This window comes from Nocardia otitidiscaviarum NBRC 14405 (assembly GCF_000308635.1).
Lineage (GTDB): Bacteria > Actinomycetota > Actinomycetes > Mycobacteriales > Mycobacteriaceae > Nocardia > Nocardia otitidiscaviarum.
In genome coordinates, this window is the sequence record NZ_BAGD01000022.1 from 44,473 (window position 1) to 62,965 (window position 18,493).

The 18,493-nt window shown below is 69.5% G+C and carries 12 protein-coding genes; 7 read left to right on the plus strand and 5 right to left on the minus strand.

Features of this window, described 5'->3' with window-relative positions:
- The first annotated feature begins 219 nt into the window (after window positions 1-219).
- The 4 genes from ON31_RS37680 (at window position 220) to ON31_RS01920 (ending at window position 11,947) form a co-directional block, all read left to right on the plus strand.
- Window positions 220-4,395, plus strand: a complete 4,176-nt coding sequence (locus ON31_RS37680) for a DNA polymerase III subunit gamma and tau (RefSeq protein ID WP_255221948.1) — start codon at window positions 220-222, stop codon at window positions 4,393-4,395.
- 255 nt (window positions 4,396-4,650) lie between these two features.
- Entirely contained in the window at window positions 4,651-5,862 is a 1,212-nt protein-coding gene (locus tag ON31_RS01910) for an acetyl-CoA C-acetyltransferase (RefSeq protein WP_029932843.1), read from the plus strand.
- A 35-nt stretch (window positions 5,863-5,897) separates the two neighbouring features.
- Window positions 5,898-8,051: a 3-hydroxyacyl-CoA dehydrogenase NAD-binding domain-containing protein gene (locus ON31_RS01915; RefSeq protein WP_039808662.1), complete on the plus strand. Its 2,154-nt coding sequence runs from the start codon at window positions 5,898-5,900 to the stop codon at window positions 8,049-8,051.
- 383 nt (window positions 8,052-8,434) lie between these two features.
- Window positions 8,435-11,947: a serine/threonine-protein kinase gene (locus ON31_RS01920; protein ID WP_255221949.1), complete on the plus strand. Its 3,513-nt coding sequence runs from the start codon at window positions 8,435-8,437 to the stop codon at window positions 11,945-11,947.
- Window positions 11,948-11,991: 44 nt separating this feature from the next.
- On the opposite strand, the gene ON31_RS01925 is transcribed toward ON31_RS01920, so the two are convergent.
- On the minus strand, window positions 11,992-13,308 hold the full coding sequence (locus ON31_RS01925) for a class I SAM-dependent methyltransferase (RefSeq protein ID WP_039808666.1): 1,317 nt from the start codon (window positions 13,306-13,308) through the stop codon (window positions 11,992-11,994).
- On the minus strand, window positions 13,305-14,741 hold the full coding sequence (locus ON31_RS01930) for an FAD-binding oxidoreductase (RefSeq protein ID WP_051036673.1): 1,437 nt from the start codon (window positions 14,739-14,741) through the stop codon (window positions 13,305-13,307). Before ON31_RS01930 ends, ON31_RS01925 begins: the two co-directional genes overlap by 4 nt.
- Window positions 14,742-15,020: 279 nt before the next feature.
- Here ON31_RS01930 and ON31_RS01935 point away from each other — a divergent pair, with 279 nt between their 5' ends.
- Window positions 15,021-15,455 (plus strand): SRPBCC family protein, encoded by a 435-nt coding sequence (locus ON31_RS01935; RefSeq protein ID WP_039808713.1) that lies wholly within the window; start codon window positions 15,021-15,023, stop codon window positions 15,453-15,455.
- Between the two features lie 7 nt (window positions 15,456-15,462).
- On the opposite strand, the gene ON31_RS01940 is transcribed toward ON31_RS01935, so the two are convergent.
- Window positions 15,463-16,275: a MerR family transcriptional regulator gene (locus ON31_RS01940; RefSeq protein WP_039808667.1), complete on the minus strand. Its 813-nt coding sequence runs from the start codon at window positions 16,273-16,275 to the stop codon at window positions 15,463-15,465.
- A gap of 128 nt (window positions 16,276-16,403) precedes the next feature.
- On the opposite strand from ON31_RS01940, the gene ON31_RS01945 reads away from it, so the two are divergent.
- A complete protein-coding gene (locus tag ON31_RS01945) occupies window positions 16,404-16,745 on the plus strand; it encodes a YbaB/EbfC family nucleoid-associated protein (RefSeq protein WP_029932836.1) in 342 nt (113 codons plus the stop codon).
- A 12-nt stretch (window positions 16,746-16,757) separates the two neighbouring features.
- Window positions 16,758-17,366 (plus strand): recombination mediator RecR, encoded by a 609-nt coding sequence (gene recR, locus ON31_RS01950; protein ID WP_029932835.1) that lies wholly within the window; start codon window positions 16,758-16,760, stop codon window positions 17,364-17,366.
- A gap of 13 nt (window positions 17,367-17,379) precedes the next feature.
- Here recR and ON31_RS01955 read toward each other — a convergent pair whose 3' ends face one another.
- Together ON31_RS01955 and ON31_RS01960 are read right to left on the minus strand one after the other, a co-directional pair.
- Window positions 17,380-17,601 (minus strand): hypothetical protein, encoded by a 222-nt coding sequence (locus tag ON31_RS01955; protein WP_115061502.1) that lies wholly within the window; start codon window positions 17,599-17,601, stop codon window positions 17,380-17,382.
- 156 nt (window positions 17,602-17,757) lie between these two features.
- The gene (locus ON31_RS01960; RefSeq protein WP_039808673.1) at window positions 17,758-18,402 is read right to left on the minus strand and encodes a hypothetical protein; all 645 of its coding nucleotides are present in this window, start codon (window positions 18,400-18,402) and stop codon (window positions 17,758-17,760) included.
- Window positions 18,403-18,493 lie beyond the last annotated feature (91 nt).

The window sequence follows — 18,493 nt, forward strand, 5'->3', positions numbered from 1 at the left end:
GTTCCCGAACTACGCTGAGAATTTGCTGTGCATTCTTCTCGCACCGGGGGACTGCGTGACGTCGGCGAACGGGGCGCTCGGTTCCTACGTGATTCACATCACGTTTGCGGGTGGGTGGTGAACGGGCAAAGGGCTGGATTTTCGGTCGAATCGGACGCGCCGAACCGGGTCGGGACATCGGCGCATGCGCTGTCGGTGTCCGCCGGTAGCCTCTCTGCCGTGGCTCTCTACCGGAAGTACCGACCGGCAACGTTCGCTGAAGTCGTGGGGCAGGAGCACGTCACCGAACCCCTGAGTACGGCGCTCGACACCGGTCGCATCAGTCATGCGTACCTGTTCTCGGGACCGCGCGGATGTGGCAAGACCTCATCGGCGCGCATCCTCGCGCGCTCGCTGAACTGTGTGGAGGGGCCGACGTCCACACCGTGCGGAGTGTGTGCGTCGTGTGTGGCGCTCGCCCCGGGCGGACCGGGCAACCTCGATGTCATCGAACTCGACGCCGCGAGCCACGGCGGCGTCGACGACACCCGCGAACTGCGCGACCGCGCCTTCTACGCGCCCGCCGAATCCCGCTACCGCGTCTTCATCGTCGACGAGGCGCACATGGTGACCACCGCGGGCTTCAACGCGCTGCTGAAGATCGTGGAGGAGCCGCCCGCCCACCTCATCTTCGTCTTCGCCACCACCGAACCGGACAAGGTGCTGCCCACCATCCGGTCCCGCACCCACCACTACCCCTTCCGGCTGCTGCCGCCCGCCACCATGCGCGGACTGCTCGGCCGCATCTGCGATCAGGAAGGGGTGCAGGTCGAGGAAGCGGTGTACCCGTTGGTGATTCGCGCGGGCGGCGGTTCGCCGCGCGACAGCCTCAGCGTGCTGGACCAGCTGCTGGCCGGCGCCGGATCCGAGGGGGTCACCTATCCGCGCGCGGTGTCGCTGCTCGGCGTCACCGATATCGCCCTCATCGACGACGCCGTCGAGGCGCTGGCGACCGATGACGGCGCCGCCCTGTTCGGTGTCATCGACCGCGTGGTCGAATCCGGCCACGACCCCCGCCGCTTCGCCACCGACCTGCTCGAACGCCTGCGCGACCTGATCCTGCTGCGCGCCGTCCCCGACGCCACCGACCGCGGCCTGGTCTCCGGCCCCGGCGACGTCCTCGACCGCATGCGCGCCCAGGCCGACGCCATCGGCCCCGCCACCCTCACCCGCTACGCCGAACTCCTGCACGAGGGTCTCGGCGAGATGCGCGGCGCCACCGCCCCCCGCCTGCTGCTCGAGGTCATCGCCGCCCGCATGCTGCTGCCCTCGGCCACCGACACCGAATCCGCGGCCCTGCAACGCCTGGAACGCATCGAACGCCGCCTGGCGGGTGCACCCCTGCCCCCGGCCGCCGGTAACGCCGCGCCCGGCAACCCGACCGCTGGCAACCCGACCGCCGCCGACCCCGGCGTCGCGGGCAGCGCGACCCCGCAGCACGGCGCGCAGCCCACGGCCGGACCCTCGGCGGCGCAGCCGAACCCCGGCGGCTCACCACGCCGTCGCGGCGCGGAAGCCCTCGCCGCCATGCGCGCCGAGAAGTCCGGCACCCAGGCATCCCCCGCACCCGGAACCCGCCAGCCCGAGCCCACCCCACCGAGTGGAGCGGCACCCTCCGGCAGCGCGACGGGAGGATCCACACCCGCGACGAGTGCCGCCGGGCCTTCGCACGGGGCGGCGGGTAAGCCCGCGCCGACGTCGACGGGAGCCCCCGCGAACCGGGCGGCGGCGGGCAATTCCGCGCCGACATCCTCGAACAGCTCACCGGCGGATACCCACGACGCACCGGACGCCAGCGCTGCCGCGAAACCGGAGGGTGGTGTGACCGATGCGGGGGGCAGCGCACCGGACCTCGACGCCATCGCGCAATCCGGCGACCCGGCGGCGGCGCCGTCCGCCGCGCGCCTGCCGTCCGGCACCTCCGCCGCCCGGCCACCCGAACTCGACCCGGTCACCGGCGGCCCGTCCGACCTGCCGAGATCCGCGGCCCGGCCGGAAGTTGCCGCCCCGCAACAACAGTCACCCGCCGAAGCGGCCCCTAGCTCGCCGGGCGGCGGCGTTTCCCAGGCTGGCACGGGATCGACCGCAGGGTCGGCGGCCGCATCGGCCACCACCGCGTCGGCCGCCACACAACCGGCTACATCACCTGCCGCCCAACCGGTTTCGCCCGCATCCCCCGGCCCGGCCGCCGATTTCGAGCGAGCCCGCGAAACCCTGCTCATGCTGGTCGGGTACGCCAGCGCCCGCGCGGTCGCCGAACCGCAGTGGACCGAGAAGCTCACCGGCTGGGCCGCCCGCCTGCACACCCTCACCCCGGCCGCCACCGCCGAAATCCAGACGGTGCTGACCGAAGACGCCGCGGCCCTGCGCGAACTGCTCGGCTCCGCCGCGCGCGTCGTCCATGGCGCGGACCCGGCCGCCCCGAGCGTCCCCGTGACCGGTGGTGCGGCCGCTCCGGCGCGATCCGCCGGCCCCGCCACTGCCGCATCCGTCGACACGCCCGGCGCTGCCGCCGGTTCCACCGGGGCACCGGACGCTTCGAGCGGCGAAGCTGTTGCGCCCACGTCGCCGGCACACGCCGCGCGGCCAGCGGCCGCTGCGGACAGCCCGGCCACGCGCTCGGATGCGGACGCCCGCGAACAGGCGTCGGAGGGCATCGGTAGCGCTGCCGCGCAGCGTGACGCGGACGGCGCGGCACGGAGCACCAGCGCCCGCGCGGAAGGGGCGGCCCCGCAGGCCGTGCCCGCTTCCGTGATCGATGCCGGACTCCAGGATTCGGCCGCGGTGGCCGGCTCCACTGCCGGACGCGGCTCTTCCGACGGTGGGGCGCACGGTGCCGCTGGCGAGCATGGGCAGCCAGGCGATCGGTCCGATGCGAACGCTGCGGCGCAGCGCCGGAACACCGGTGTGCCGGAAGGGGACTCGGCCCCTGAACTGCCGAACGCACCGGCCGTCGCGGGTGCGGCGGTCGACCCGTCGGTCGGGGAGGACTCGACCGGCGGTGCCCCGCGCGGCGCCGATGGGCAACGTGATCGGATCGGTGACCGTGCCGCCGGTCCGGACGCCACGGGACAGCGGCGGACCGCCGAGGTTCCCGGCTTCGTCCCGGGTGCCGACGCACCGGACGGGGTCGCGGGCCGGTCGGATGCCTCCGGCACCTCCGGTGCCGCGCGGGCCGGGGCGGTGGGGACGCCGGGCGAGGGCGATACGACATCGACTGCCACCCGCATGGCCGGGGCGGGACACCCGGGGGAGCCCGCCACCGGACGCGAGGGCGCCGAGTCACCTGCCGTCGCCGCCGCGCAGGAGCACGAAGCGGGCGACGTGCGGCGTGGGGCGGGAATCGGCGGCGCGACCGCGGACGCGGTGCCCGCTGAGGCTGCTACGGACACCGAGAGCGGTGCTGGCGGTGATGCTTTCGTAGCCGCGCGGGCTGGAGAAGGCGCGTCTGTCGTGCCGGAATCGGAGACCGCCAGCGGTGCGGCTCGGCCTGGGCGGGACGGCGCTGTCGAGGCTGAGATCGGACGTGGCGCCGAGGTGGCCGGTGCGGCGGAGCCGACGGTGGGCAGCGGTGTGCCTGATACAGCGGCGGGTGCCGGGAAGTCCGAGCGTGCCGGTGCGGCCGATGGAGCGGCGGGGGCCGACATGTTGGCGACTGTGGAGGGGGCCTGGGTCGAGATCAAGGCGAAGGTGCGGGAGTTCGGGCCCGCGCTGCCCGCCCTGCTGGCCGCCGCCGCCGTCGCGCGGGTCGAGGGCGATGTGATCGTGCTGGCGCATCAGCACGCGGCGCTGGCGCAGCGGTTGTCGGAGGCGAAGAACCTGGAGGCGGTGCGGTCCACCGTGCGGGCGGTACTCGGGCGGGAGTTCGAGGTGCGCTGGGAGGTCGGGGGTGCCGCGCCGGGTGGTGCCGGACGGAGTGCCGGGAACACCGGACGCGGGGCGGGCGCTGGAGGGGGGCAGGCTGCGGCGAAGAAGGCTCCGCCGAAGTTCTCCCGGCCGAGTCAGGCCAAGTCCGCCGCCGCGGGGGCGGCCGAGCCGCGGACCGATACGTCCGGTGGCTGGGGTGCCCCGCCGTCGAGCGCCCGGGACGGGGACTCGTCCGGGGGCGCTCCGGCATCCCCCCTGGACGACGATATTCCGCTGCCCGACGGGCCGGACCTTCCCGACGACCCGGGGCCGTCGGACTACTCGCCGGTAGGTTATGACGGGGTCCCACCTGCTTCGACAGAGGAGGAGGAGCGGGAGATGTTGGCCGATGCGGCCGTGCCCGTACCGCCCGGTGATCGCCGCGACCCGGATGAGATGGCCTTGGAGTTGCTGCGGTCGGAGTTGGGTGCCAGCCCGCTGGAGGCTTGACAGCACCCGTGTGAGGCACCTTAAGTTAACCGGAGTTCGCATCCGGCGGTACTATGATCGGGTGGCCGTGAGTTCTGGCTCGGCGAGGTTCTAAGGTATGCCCAGGCGCAAGGGCTGCCGGAGCGTCGACAAGCCGGTTCGTGACGCGGTTTGTACAGCGTCAGGACGGTCGGTCGACAAGGCCGGTCGGCGAGGTAACCGCGGCCGCTCCGCACAACGCGGTGACGGCGCACCTTTAGAGAGGACAACTCCGATATGACCACAGAGGCCTACATTTACGAGGCCGTCCGCACTCCGCGCGGCAAGAACCGTGGCGGCTCGCTGCATTCGGTCAAGCCGATCGACCTGACAACCGGTCTGGTCCAGGAGCTGCGGAACCGGTTCCCGAACCTGGACGAGGACCGCATCTCGGACATCATCCTCGGCGTGGTCTCGCCGGTCGGTGACCAGGGCGCCGACATCGCCCGCACCACCGTGCTGACCGCGGGTCTGCCCGACACCGTCGGCGGCTTCCAGCTCAACCGCTTCTGCGCCTCCGGCCTCGAGGCCGTCAACCTGGCCGCGCAGAAGGTCCGCTCCGGCTTCGACGATCTCGTCATCGCCGGCGGCGTCGAGTCCATGTCCCGCGTGCCGATGGGCTCCGACGGCGGCGCCATGTTCATGGACCCGGCCACCGCGTACCCGAACTACATCGTTCCGCAGGGCATCTCGGCCGACCTCATCGCCACCATCGAGGGCTTCACCCGCGACGACGTGGACGCCTACGCCGTCCGCTCGCAGGACCTCGCCGCCAAGGCATGGAAGAACGGCTACTTCGCCAACTCCGTCGTCCCGGTCAAGGACATGAACGGTCTGACCGTGCTGGACAACGACGAGCACATGCGTCCCGGCACCACCGCCGCCGACCTGGGCAAGCTGAACCCGGCCTTCGCCGGTATCGGCGACATGGGCGGCTTCGATGCCGTCGCCATGCAGCGCTACACCTACGTCGAGAAGATCGAGCACGTCCACACCGGTGGCAACAGCTCGGGCATCGTCGACGGCGCCGCCCTGGTGCTGGTCGGCAACGAGGACGCCGGCAAGGCTTCCGGCCTGACCGCCCGCGCCCGCATCGTGGCCACCGCCACCTCCGGCGCCGACGCCACCATCATGCTCACCGGCCCGACCCCGGCCGCCGAGAAGGCCCTCGCGAAGGCAGGACTGAAGCGTGAGGACATCGATCTCTACGAGATCAACGAGGCCTTCGCCTCCGTCGTCCTGAAGTTCCAGAAGGACTTGCAGATCCCGGACGAGAAGCTGAACGTCAACGGTGGCGCGATCGCCATGGGCCACCCGCTGGGCGCCACCGGCGCCATGATCACCGGCACCATGGTCGACGAGCTGCACCGTCGCAATGCCCGCTACGCGCTGATCACCCTGTGCATCGGCGGCGGCATGGGTGTGGCCACCATCATCGAACGCGTCTGACGCCCACTGACTTTTCTCTAGGAGAACGAGAACCAATGACTGAGAACATGATCGGCTGGGAGAAGGACGCCGACGGTATCGTCGTGCTGACCATGGACGACCCGAATCAGGGCGCCAACACCATGAACCAGCTGTACAAGGACTCGATGCGGGCCACCGTGGACCGCCTCGTGGCCGAGGTCGACGACATCACCGGTGTCGTCATCACCTCCGCGAAGAAGACCTTCTTCGCCGGCGGCGACCTCAAGAACATGATGCAGACCGGCCCGGACGACGCCGCCGCCATCATGGAGGAGCTCACCTTCATCAAGAGCGACCTGCGTCGACTCGAGCAGCTGGGCAAGCCGGTTGTCGCGGCCATCAACGGTGCCGCGCTCGGTGGTGGCCTGGAGATCGCGCTGGCCACGCACTACCGCATCGCCGCCGACGTCAAGGGCCTGAAGATCGGCCTGCCCGAGGTGAAGCTGGGTCTGCTGCCCGCCGGTGGCGGCGTCACCCGCGTCACCCGCATGCTCGGCATCGCCAACGGCCTGATGGGCGTGCTGCTGCAGGGCAACGAGTTCAACGCGCAGAAGGCCAAGGCCACCGGCCTGGTCAACGAGGTCGTCGGTTCCATCGAGGAGCTGGTCCCGGCCGCCAAGGCGTGGATCAAGGCCAACCCGGACAAGGGCGTGCAGCCCTGGGACGTCAAGGGTTTCAAGATCCCCGGTGGCACCCCGTCCACCCCGTCGCTGGCCGCCAACCTGCCGGCGTTCCCGGCCAACCTGCGCAAGCAGCTCAAGGGCCAGAACATGCCGGCCCCGCAGGCCATCATGGCCGCCGCGGTCGAGGGCGCGCAGGTCGACTTCGACAACGCCTCGCTCATCGAGTCGCGCTACTTCGTCTCGCTGCTGACCGGCCCGGTCGCGAAGAACATGATCCAGGCGTTCTTCTTCGACCTGCAGTCGATCAACAACGGCGGTTCGCGTCCCAAGGACGTGCCGAAGCGTGAGATCAAGAAGGTCGGCGTCATCGGCGCGGGCATGATGGGCGCGGGCATCGCGTACGTCACCGCCAAGGCCGGCATCGACGTCGTCCTCAAGGACGTCACCATCGAGGCCGCCAACAAGGGCAAGGACTACTCGGTCAAGCTCGAGGAGAAGGCGCTCTCGCGGGGCAAGACCACCGAGGAGAAGTCCAAGGCGCTGCTGGATCGGATCACCCCGACCGCCGATCCCAAGGATTTCGCTGGCGTGGACTTCGTCATCGAGGCCGTGTTCGAGAATCCCGAGCTGAAGAACAAGGTCTTCCAGGAGATCGAGGACATCGTGGACGCCGACGCGCTGCTCGGCTCCAACACCTCGACCCTGCCGATCACCCTGCTGGCGGGTGGAGTGAAGCGGGCCGAGGACTTCATCGGCATCCACTTCTTCTCGCCGGTCGACAAGATGCCGCTGGTCGAGATCATCAAGGGCGAGAAGACCTCCGACGAGGCGCTGGCCCGGGTGTACGACTACACCCTCGCCATCCGCAAGACCCCGATCGTGGTCAACGACTCGCGCGGCTTCTACACCTCGCGCGTCATCGGCAAGTTCATCAACGAGGCCATCAAGATGCTCGACGAGGGCATCGACCCGCAGACCATCGAGCAGGCCGGTCTGCAGGCGGGCTACCCGGCGGCTCCGCTGAAGCTGTCGGACGAGCTGAACTTCACCACCATGCAGAAGATCTACAAGGAGACCGCGGCGGCCCTCGAGGCCGAGGGTGGCGAGATCGACGCCGCCTCCGCCGCGACCGCCGCGATCCTGGACAAGCTGGTGGGCGAGTTCGACCGCAAGGGCAAGGCCGGTGGCGCGGGCTTCTACGACTACGAGAACGGCAAGGCCACCAGCCTGTGGTCGGAGCTGCGCTCGCTGTACAAGACCTCGACCGAACTGCCCGAGGGCGTCACCTTCCAGGATCTGAAGGACCGCATGCTGTTCGCGGAGGCCATCGAGACCCAGAAGTGCTTCGACGAGGGTGTGCTCACCACCACCGCCGACGCCAATATCGGCTCGATCTTCGGCATCGGCTTCCCGGCCTGGACCGGTGGCACCCACCAGTTCATCGTGGGCTACCCGGGTGGGCAGGAGGCCTTCGTGGCCCGTGCCGACGAACTGGCCGCCAAGTTCGGCGACCGTTTCCAGGTGCCTGCGTCGCTGCGCAAGTAACTCTCCTGCGGGCGCATATGCGCCACTGACGCGGTGCGTACCGTGTCTGCCGGGGTGAACCACACGGCCCGGATCGCGAATATCGCGGTCCGGGCCGTGTCCCGTTTTCCCGACCTCCACCGACCCTGCTGATTCGAACCGGTCGGCACGCCGAGATACGCGGCGAATCGTCCACACACCCCGCACACCCGCGCTACGTTTGAAATATGCGCGGGTAGAACACTGGGCTGGCCCGTACGTTTCGGTATGCGCTTGTTCCGAGTTCGAGGTGGGCGGAGATGAATCCACAGTCACGTTCGGGGAAACCCCGAGCAGACACAACTCCAGCCGACACGAACACGCAGAACTACCTTCCGGTCGGCCTGGTCGACGAGCTCGAGGTGATGGGACTCTTCGACGCCGAGGAGATCGGACGGGGCGGGTTCGGCGTGGTGTACCGCTGCGCCCAGCGGGCCCTGGACCGTGAGGTCGCGGTGAAGGTGCTGTCCTCGGAGATCGACGACGAGAGCCGGGAGCGCTTCCTGCGTGAGGAACAGGCCATGGGGCGACTGTCCGGACACCCCAATATCGTCGAGATCCTGCAGGTGGACGTGACGGCGAGCGGACAGCCGTTCATCGTCATGCCCTTCGCCGTGCACGGTTCGCTGGAACGGCTCGTGCGCGACCGCGGGCCGCTGAGCTGGTCGGACACCGTGCGGGTCGGGGTCAAACTGGCCGGAGCCATCGAGAGCGCGCATCGGGCGCACGTGCTGCACCGCGATGTGAAACCCGCGAACGTCCTGCTCAGCCGGTACGGGGAACCACAGCTCACCGATTTCGGCATCGCTCGCATTCCGGGCGGATTCCGCACCTCGACCAGCATGATCACCGGATCGCCCGCCTTCACCGCGCCCGAGGTGCTCAAGGGCGAGGAGCCGACCGTGCGCTCGGATGTCTACGGCCTCGGGGCCACCCTGTTCGCCCTGCTGACCGGGCACGCGGCCTTCGAGCGGAAGGTGGGGGAGAAGGTCGTCTCCCAGTTCCTGCGCATTACCAGCCAGCCGCTGCCGGATCTGCGCGAGCAGGACATCCCCGCCGATGTCGCCGCGGCCATCGAGGCGGCCATGGCGCCCGATCCACGCGACCGGCCCGCCAGCGCGGTGGAATTCGGGGAGATGCTGCGCACGGTGCAGCGCGAGCACGGTCAGGTTCCCGATGAGATGGCACTGCTCGACAGTGGCCCGCCCGAGTCGGACGTGTCGGCGGAATCTCCTGCCGCCCAATCCTATTCACCAGTGCGCAGTGGCACGGTGGTGACGTCGCCGCGGCGGTCGCTGAGCTTCCCGCCGCTCGGCGGAACCCGCGCGGGCACCGCCACCGGCAGCCAGGCCGCCCATACCGGCACCACGATGCCCCCCACCGCCGTCACCAAATTCCGGCCGCCCACCCCGGCGCGGGAACCGGTGGCGCGCCCACGCCTGCTGGAACCGCTGCGGGCGGCCGGGCAGCGGCGGCTCGCGCTGATCCACGCCCCGGCGGGCTTCGGCAAGAGCACCCTGGCCGCGCAGTGGTGCGCCGAACTCACCGATCGCGGCGTGGCGGTGGCCTGGATCGGCATCGACAGCGACGACGACAACGAGGTGTGGCTGCTCGCCCATATCATCGCCGCCATCCGGCGGGTGCGGCCCGAGCTCGGAGCGGGTCTGGAGCAGGCCCTCGAGGAGCGTCCCGCCGACGCGGTGCCGTTCGCGGTGTCCACGCTCATCGACGAGATCCACGCCAGCGGGTCCACCGTGGTCGTGGTGGTGGACGACTGGCATCGCAGCACCGATACCGGCGCGCAGCGGGTGCTGGAGGCACTGCTCGACAACGGTTGCCACCACCTGCGATTCGTCATCACCAGCCGGGATCGGTCCGGGCTGCCGCTGAACCGGATGCAGGTGGCCGACGAACTGGTGGAGATCGGGTCGGGGCAGCTGCGGCTGACCGAGGCGGAGACGCGACAGATGCTGGCCGACCGGTCCGCCTGCGAGCTCACCGACCGGCAGATCGAGCAGATCCACACCGCCACCGACGGCTGGCCCGCCGCTTTGCAACTGATCTGCATGACACTGCGTTCCGAACACGACCCCGAGCAGCTCATCGCGCGACTGTCCGGTGATACCAAGGCGATTCGCGAGTACCTCGCCGAGAACGTGCTCGACGGGCTGGAACCGCGCATGCTCGGCTTCCTCAGCGCGGTCGCGGTGCCGGAACGGGTGAACGCCTCGTTGGCCGCCGCGCTCACCGGCGATCCGGACGCCGCGGGGCTCTTGGAGCAGGCGGAGGAGCGTGAGCTGTTCCTGCACCGGCTCGACGACGATCCGACCTGGTTCCGGATGCAGCCCATGTTCGCCGAACAGCTGCGCGCCCGTCTGGACCGCACCGCGCCGGGTGAACAGAAGGCACTGCACCGCAAGGCGGCTCGCTGGTTCGCCGAGCACAATATGCTGCGCCAGTCGGTGGATCACGCACTGGCCGCCGCCGATTTCAAGATGGCGCTGGACCTGGTCGAGAACGGCGGCATGGATCTCATCGACCGCTCGCGACTGGCCACCCTGTTCGGAACGGTGTCGAAACTGCCTGTGCAGCAGGTGACTTCACGCTCCAAGCTGCTCATGGCCTTGGCGCGGGCGAATGTGAACCTACAGCAGTCGAGCGCGGCGTGGTCGGCGCTGGGGCGGCTGTCGAATCTGCTCGCCCGCACCTCGCCGACCGATGCCGAGGCGGTGCGGCAGCGCTGCCAGGCCGCGGTGCTGGCGGCCGTCGACCAGGTGGCGCGGGACCGCACCGAGGGCGTGGCCGAACGCATCGCCGAATGTCTGCGCCTGGCCGACGATCTGCCCGCGTGGACGGTGTCCACCGCCGCGAATCTGGCCTCCTTCGTGCGGCTGTGCGATTTCGACTTCGACGGCGCGCGCGAGATGCAGGAGTGGGCGGCGACCTATCACACCCGCTCCGCCGATCCGCTGGGCGAGGTGCTCGGGTTGTGCGGGCTCGGGGCCGCGGCCTACGAACAACTCGATATCGCCACCGCCACCGCGGCTTTCGAGCAGGCGTGGCAGACCGCACGGGATCGGTCCGGACCGCGCTCGCATGCGGTGCGGGTGGCGGCGGCGCTACTGGGTGAGATGACCTACCGACGCGGCGATCTGGAGGCCGCCGAACGGCTGCTCGATCAGAGTCACCAGCTGACGGCTCGAATCGGGCCGGTGGACTTCCTCATCACCACCTTCGTGATCGGTGCGCGGGTCAAGGCCGTGCGCGGTGATCTGGAGACCGCCGCCGCCCGCCTCGACGAGGGGGCGCGCATCGCGGCCGACCGCAAGGTGGCCCGCCTCGCGGCCCATATTCGCGCCGAACGCCTGCGCCTGGGTCTGCCGCCCGACCCGCTCACCGGCGGTCAGGTCACCGAACCGCTGGTGCGCGCTGTCCGCCACACCACCGGAACCGCCTGGCTCACCGCGGAAGCCGAGGAGATCGCCACCATCCGCGCGCTGCTGGCCCGCCACTACCGCGGGTCGGACGGCTACTTCGGCAACGACGACATCGCCCCGCTCGGCACCGATGACACCACCGTCAAACGCGCCCGCGCCCTGCACGCCCGCATCCGCGAACAACGCCGTCCCCGAGCCGAATTGGATTCCGCCCTGCTGCTGGCCGAGTGCCTGTCCACCGCGGGCTGGGCGGGCGAATCCATCAGCGTGCTCACCCCGGTGGTGGTGCGCTGCGCCGAACTGAACTGGCCCCGCCCCCTGCTCGACGCGGGTCCCGGCGTGCTCGGCATCCTGCGCACCCTCCGGCACGAAATGCCGCTGGGCACCGGGGGACAGGAGCCGCAGGAGCTGCCCCGGCGGTTCCTGGACTCACTGCTGTGACGGAACCGTCCGCGGTTCGCGTCGAGGGTGGTTCGCGTCGAGGATTAAGGCTGCCACCAGGGGCGTAGCGGCACCGTCCATTCCTGGTCGGCTCCGAGCTTGACGCCCAGGACCTGGTGCAGCTGCACCACATTGCGTTCGAAGCCGAGCTGACAGCCCGCCATGTAGAGGCCCCAGACCTTGGCGGTGCCCTCACCGACCTCGGCCACCGCCTTGTCCCAGTTCTCGACCAGGTTGTCGCACCATTCGGAGAGGGTGAGCGCGTAGTGGCGGCGCAGGTTTTCCTCGTGCAGAACCTCGAGGCCGACGTTCTGGATCTCGGAGATGATGCGGCCGGAGCCGATCAGCTCCCCGTCGGGGAAGACGTACCGGTCGATGAAATCGCCCGCCTTGGTGGTGCGGGTGTTGTCGGGCCGGGTGATGCAGTGGTTGAGGAACAGACCGCCGTCGCGCAGCTTCGACTTCATGAAGGTGAAGTACGCGGGATAGTTGTGCACACCGATGTGCTCGGTGAGGCCGATGGAGGAGATGGCGTCGAAGTCGCCCTCCGGCACGTCGCGGTAGTCGGAGTGGCGCACCTCGGCGAGGTCGGTCAGGCCCTCCTCGCGAATCCTGCGCTGCGCCCATTCGGCCTGCTCGGCCGACAGCGTCGCGCCGATGACCTTGACCCCGCGCTTGGCGGCGTAGCGCACCATGCCGCCCCAGCCGCAGCCGATATCGAGCAGCCGATCGCCTTCCTTCAGGCGCAGCTTGTCGAAGACCAGCCGGTACTTGTTCTCCTGCGCCTCTTCGAGCGTCTGATTCTCGTTGTCGTAGGCGGCGCAGGTGTAGGTCATGGACGGACCGAGCACATACTCGTAGAAGGTGTTCGACACGTCGTAGTGGTGGTGGATGGCCTCGGCGTCGCGCAGCTTGGAATGGCGCAGCCCCTCCAACGCCACCCGCCGCCAGCGCGGCATGGCCTCCTGGGGCGGCGGCGGCACCGGCTTCATCAGCTCCCAGCCGAGCGAACGGGCGATGACCACCAGTTGCAGCGCGGTCGGGCGGCGGAACTTCAGCCCCGCCATGGCCTTCAGCAGCGCGTACGGGTCGCCGGGGTGCACACCGTGGGCGAGCATGTCACCGGCGATATAGGCCCGGGCCATCCCGAGGTCGCCGGGTGCGGTGGCGATGTAGTTGACGCCGCGCGGGTTCTTGATCTCCAGGCCGAATTCCGAATCCGCGGGCCCCGTCGTACTGCCGTCGTAGGCGGTGAACCGGATGGGCATGTCACCGTCGATCAGGGTCTCGAAGATCTCGGCAATGGTGAGTTTGGTTCCGAGTTCCGCGAAGACATCGGAACGATCCTTGAATGTCGTCACTTGCGTTGCACCGCCTTCGAATACAGATCCAGTAATCGATGCTGGGGGTCGTAGCGTTCCTTCAGCTCGGTGTAGGTGTGCCCGCCGTAGAGCGCCGCGAACTCATCCTGGCCGTAGTAGGCATCCGAGTACAGGGATTTATGACCGTCCAGTTCGGAGACTTTCCGCTCTATGGCGCGGTTGGCCGCGCCCTCGGGCTGTCCGGGAACGGTCGGGACGGCCGACCAGAAGCCCACGTTCACATAGGTCCGCTTCGGTTCCAGCGGATACAGGGGCCAGGGCCGATCGCCCTGCTCGCGGTCGGTGTCGCGCAGGCGCAGGGGGCACAGCCAGATCGGCTCGATGGGAATCTCGCGCAGGAACCAGTGCATGAACTCCGCGGTGCGCTCGATGGGCACCTCGATGTCCTGCACCACCCGCTCCCGCGGTGGATTGCCCTTGCGGGCCTCGAGCTTGTCGCCGATGTCGTACCTGTGGTCCAGGGCGATGAGCTTCCAGTAGAAGCTGCTGCGCCGGTACTGCCGGGGCCAGAAGCGCCGGATCCGCGGATTCTGGGTGCCGAACGCCCGTGAGCACCAGAACCAGTCGGTATCCCAGCGCCACAGGTAGTCGTGGATGGTGAGCCGGTCGCGCTTCGGCGCGGGGCCGTCGTGCTGGATGGACCGGTAGTAGATGTCCATACCGGTGTAATCGCTGACCGGGCCGGGTTCGTCGGTCTGCCGACCGAGGATCAGGTAGCTCTCGTCGGCGGTGAACACCACGCCGTCGAGGTAGTCGACCCGCTCGCCGTCGTGGGCGCGATCGGCGACGATCCGGCCCATGGCGGCCTCGAGGTCGCCCAGATCGTGGAAGCGCAGGTGGCGCAGGGCCACATAGGGCGGCACCGGCTCCAGCTCGATCTTCAGCCGGGTCGAGTAGCCGAGCGTGCCGTAGGAGTTCGGGAATCCGCGGAACAGGTCGGCGTGCTCGTTGTCCGGCGTGGCGGTGATGATCTCGCCCGACCCGGTGAGGATGTCGATCTCCAGCACCGATTCGTGCGGCAGGCCGTTGCGGAAGGAGGTCGACTCGATGCCCAGGCCGGTCACCGCGCCGCCCAGCGTGATGGTCTTGAGCTGCGGCACCACCAGCGGGGCGAGTCCGTACGGCAGGGTGGTGGCCACCAGGTCCTCATAGGTGGTCATCCCCGCCACATCGGCGGTGCGGGCCTCCGGGTCGACCGCGATGACCTGCGTCAATCCCGACACGTCGAGCCCGGGGGCGGTGCTCTTGGCGCGTGCCCGGAACAGATTGGAGGTCTTCTTCGCCAGGCGGACATTGGCGTCGCGTGGAATGGCGCGATAGGACGCCAGCAGTCGTTCGACCCCGGCCTGGTGCGCGGCGAAACCCGATTCCACTGCGGCCGGTGCGCGGCCGGCCTTCCCCAACAGACTCACTGCCACCTTTGGAACCTATCGCGGACCCGGCGAGTCGGCCAGCAGGATCACACCGGCGGGGCGGTTTTTCACGCACAGTTTGCATCCGTGTCGATGGGCGCCACCTGCGGCGGGGCGAATCTATTCCGATCCGGACCGTGACAATAGTTACTCTAGCTAACTTTATGGTCCCGAATGACGCCGCCGACATCGGAGCGGACCGGTCCCGTCGCACCGGCGGCGGCGTAGCATAACCGGGCGGCAAGAGGCCGAGAGCCGGGAATCAGTAAGGAGCTCATGGTGGGACAGGTCAGCGCGTCCAGCTCGATCGTGGTGGCGGCCGAACCGAAGCGGGCGCTGGAGGCGATCGCGGACTACGAGACGGTGCGCCCGCGCATCCTCTCCTCGCACTACCGCGACTACAAGGTGGTCGAGGGCGGCAAGGGTGCCGGCACCGTGGCGGAGTGGACGCTCCAGGCCACCGAGAAGCGCTCCCGCAATGTGCGCGCCGCCGTCTCGGTCTCCGATTCCATGGTGACCGAACGGGATTCGAACTCCTCCATGGTCACCACCTGGACCGTCACCCCGCAGGGCACCGGCTCCCTGGTCAACGTGCGCACCAGCTGGAAGGGCGCGGGCGGTATCGGCGGCATCTTCGAGGGCATCTTCGCCCCGCTCGGCCTGAAGAAGATCCAGGCCGAGGTGCTGGAGAACCTGAAGCGCGAACTGGCCTGAGGCTCGTTCAGAGTCGGTCGATGGGCCAGCAGATCTCGGTGCGGTAGTCGGCGGGCGCGGCATCGCCGGGGCCGATCAGGTACACCTCGCGAATCGGTTCGGCCAGGGCGGTGTCGTGTTCGGCCACATGGCTGCCGAGAGCACCGTAGGTGCGATCGAAATCGTCGAACGGACCGTGATGGACGGCGATGGCGAAGCGGCGGGCCGGGAGGTCGATGACCGAGCCCAGCGCGGCGGCGCTTTCCCGGTCGCGTTCCGCGACGGGAACGAAGGCGACCACCTCGCCCTTGTCCTGCTCGAAGAACTCCACCGCGTAGGTGGCTCCGGCCGGACCCGAGGGCGTGAGGTCGGCCGCGGCGAGCGATGCGGACAGGGCGGTGAACGCCGTCTCGCACCAGGCGTCGATGCCGTCGCGCGCCACCGTCTCCGCCATGGCCAGGGCGGGGAAGCTCGGGATCGAACGGTATTCCACGGCGACCGCGGTGGACGGCGTCAGCAGTGCGCGCAGCGACGCCACCACATCGCGGGTCCGCAGCAACTCGGCCTCCATGCGTGCCAGGTGCCCGCGCAGCGCGGCGTCCCGGGTGTCCCGGTCCGGGGCGGCCAGCACCTCCTGAATTTCCGGCAGCGGCATATTCAGATCCCGCAGGCGGCGGATCAGATGCGCCCGCTCCACCTGATCCGTCGAATACCGCCGGTACCCGCTGTGCGCGTCCACCACCGCGGGCTCCAGCAGCCCGATGTCGTGGTAGTGCCGCAGCGCCTTCACGCTGAGATGTGTGAGCCGGGAGAACTCCCCGATCGGAACGATCGCTGTCATGCCTCAAGGGAACACCCTCCTACCGGGGGAGAGTCAACGACCTTCGGTGTGCGGGGGCTGCGCGGGTCGCCGCCGTCGCGGGCACGACTACGCTGGACGGCGATCCCCACTCAGAGAGGAACACGTCCGTGGAACCCGGTGGACAGTTCGACATGCAGGCGTTGCTCGCCCAGGCCCAGCAGATGCAGGAAGCGGTCATGGCGGCGCAGCAGGAGATCGCCGCCTCCGAGGTGGAGGGCGAGGCGGGGGGCGGGCTGGTGCGCGCCAAGATTCGCGCCACCGGCGAGGTGCTGTCGCTGGCCATCGACCCCAAGATCGTCGATCCGGAGGATGTGGAAACGCTCCAGGATCTGGTGATCGGCGCGGTCAACGACGCCATGGCCAATGCGCAGAATCTGGCCGCCGAGCGATTGGGTCCGCTCGCCGGCGGTATGGGTGGCATGGGCGGCGGCGCGCTGCCCGGCTTCTGATCGAGGACGCCGGTGTACGAGGGTCCCGTTCAGGATCTCATCGACGAACTGGGCAAACTGCCCGGTGTCGGACCGAAGTCCGCGCAGCGCATCGCCTTTCACCTGTTGGCGGTGGAGCCACCGGAGATCGACCGGCTCCAGGCCGCCCTGCAGAAGGTGCGCGACGGCGTGCGCTTCTGCGAGGTCTGCGGCACCGTCTCCGACGGCGAACTGTGTCGCATCTGCGCCGATCCGCGCCGCGATCTCAGCATGATCTGCGTGGTGGAGGAGCCCAAGGATGTGCAGGCCATCGAGCGCACCCGGGAGTTCCGGGGGCGCTATCACGTGCTGGGTGGCGCGCTCGACCCGCTCAGCGGCGTCGGCCCGGACCAGCTGCGCATCCGGGAACTGTTGACCCGCATCGGAACCCAGGCCGACGGCGTGGACGTCACCGAGGTGATCATCGCGACCGACCCGAATACCGAGGGCGAGGCCACGGCCACCTATCTGGTGCGCATGCTCCGCGACTTCCCGGGCCTGTCGGTGACCCGCTTGGCCTCGGGGTTGCCGATGGGCGGCGATCTGGAGTTCGCCGACGAACTCACCTTGGGACGCGCGCTGTCGGGGCGGCGCGCGCTCTGAGCCGTCCGGCCGCTCAGCTCCGGACGTCGCCGACCAGGTAGCGGACGCCGCCGGTCCAGATCTCCAGGGCGGCCGGTTCGGGGCAGGGGATCTGCTGGTGATTGCGGGTGATGCCGGGACCGGTGCCGGTGACGAGCAGCGACGCGACGCCGACGCTCGCGGCGGCCACGGTCGCGAGCACGACCAGACGTTTGCTGATCAGCACCGGAGGGCGCGTTTGCTGGCGTAGCTCCATGATTCTCCCTCGTCGGATGGGACATGGGAAAAGCGGGAACGTGCTGTGGGCAGCGAAAGGCTAACGCTCGCGGGCGGCGCGAGCGGGGCATCAGAGGCCGCGAGGCCGAATCGAGACGCGTTCGATCGCGTTACGAGACCGACCGGTCGGCCCTGATCAGAGTTCCAGCCGCTCCCAGTCGAGCGCGTCGAAGTCGGCGCGATCCTCGGTGGTCCACGCCCAGATGAGGTCGGCCACGGTGGCCGCATCGTCCACCGAGGTGGCGAAGTGCCGGTCGGGGGAGCCGTCGCGGTATTCGAGCGTGTACCGACCGTCGGGGTGGCGGTAGGTCTGAACGTACCGCTGATCTCCCCGCTCCACGATCAGATAGGGTCCGGGATCCGCCAGCGCCGGCAGCCAGAGATCGAGCAATTCCCTGGTGACATAAGGGAATTCGCCCGCACCGCCGTGCGTGACCGTGGCCGGGATATGTCCGGCGGGATCGGCCAGCCAGGTCAGCTGCGGATCGTAGACGGCGTAGCCGCGCGGCGTGGCCAGCTCGAACAGCAGCGCCCGCACATGGCCGATGGCGTCGTACGGCGTGGAAACGACCAGCGTGGCACCGTTGTCCTTGCCGCCGAGCGGAGTGGAACTCAGGAAGCTGTCGGCTTCCGGCAACTCCCCATCGCGCCGCTCCAACTCCGCGGCGATCTCGGCCACGATCCCGGCTTCGGGCTGCCCCTCCTGCGCGGTGAGGTAGGCGTCGACCTCGGCGGGCGTGCGCGCCACACCCGAGGGCAGCAGGATCTGGTCATAACTCACCCAGCCAGGCTAGCTGTGCCGCCTCTCCGTGACTTCAGCGCGCGGCTGAGTGCCGTTGACTGTCGTGCATGCGTGCCGGCGGTTGGGTGCC

Coding starts and splice junctions, on each gene's coding strand:
- ON31_RS01955 (WP_115061502.1), bottom strand. CDS start 17,601: ATGGAGCTACGCCAGCAAACGCGCCCTCCGGTGCTGATCAGCAAACGT.
- ON31_RS01920 (WP_255221949.1), top strand. CDS start 8,435: ATGGGACTCTTCGACGCCGAGGAGATCGGACGGGGCGGGTTCGGCGTG.
- ON31_RS01940 (WP_039808667.1), bottom strand. CDS start 16,275: ATGACAGCGATCGTTCCGATCGGGGAGTTCTCCCGGCTCACACATCTC.
- ON31_RS01915 (WP_039808662.1), top strand. CDS start 5,898: ATGACTGAGAACATGATCGGCTGGGAGAAGGACGCCGACGGTATCGTC.
- ON31_RS01910 (WP_029932843.1), top strand. CDS start 4,651: ATGACCACAGAGGCCTACATTTACGAGGCCGTCCGCACTCCGCGCGGC.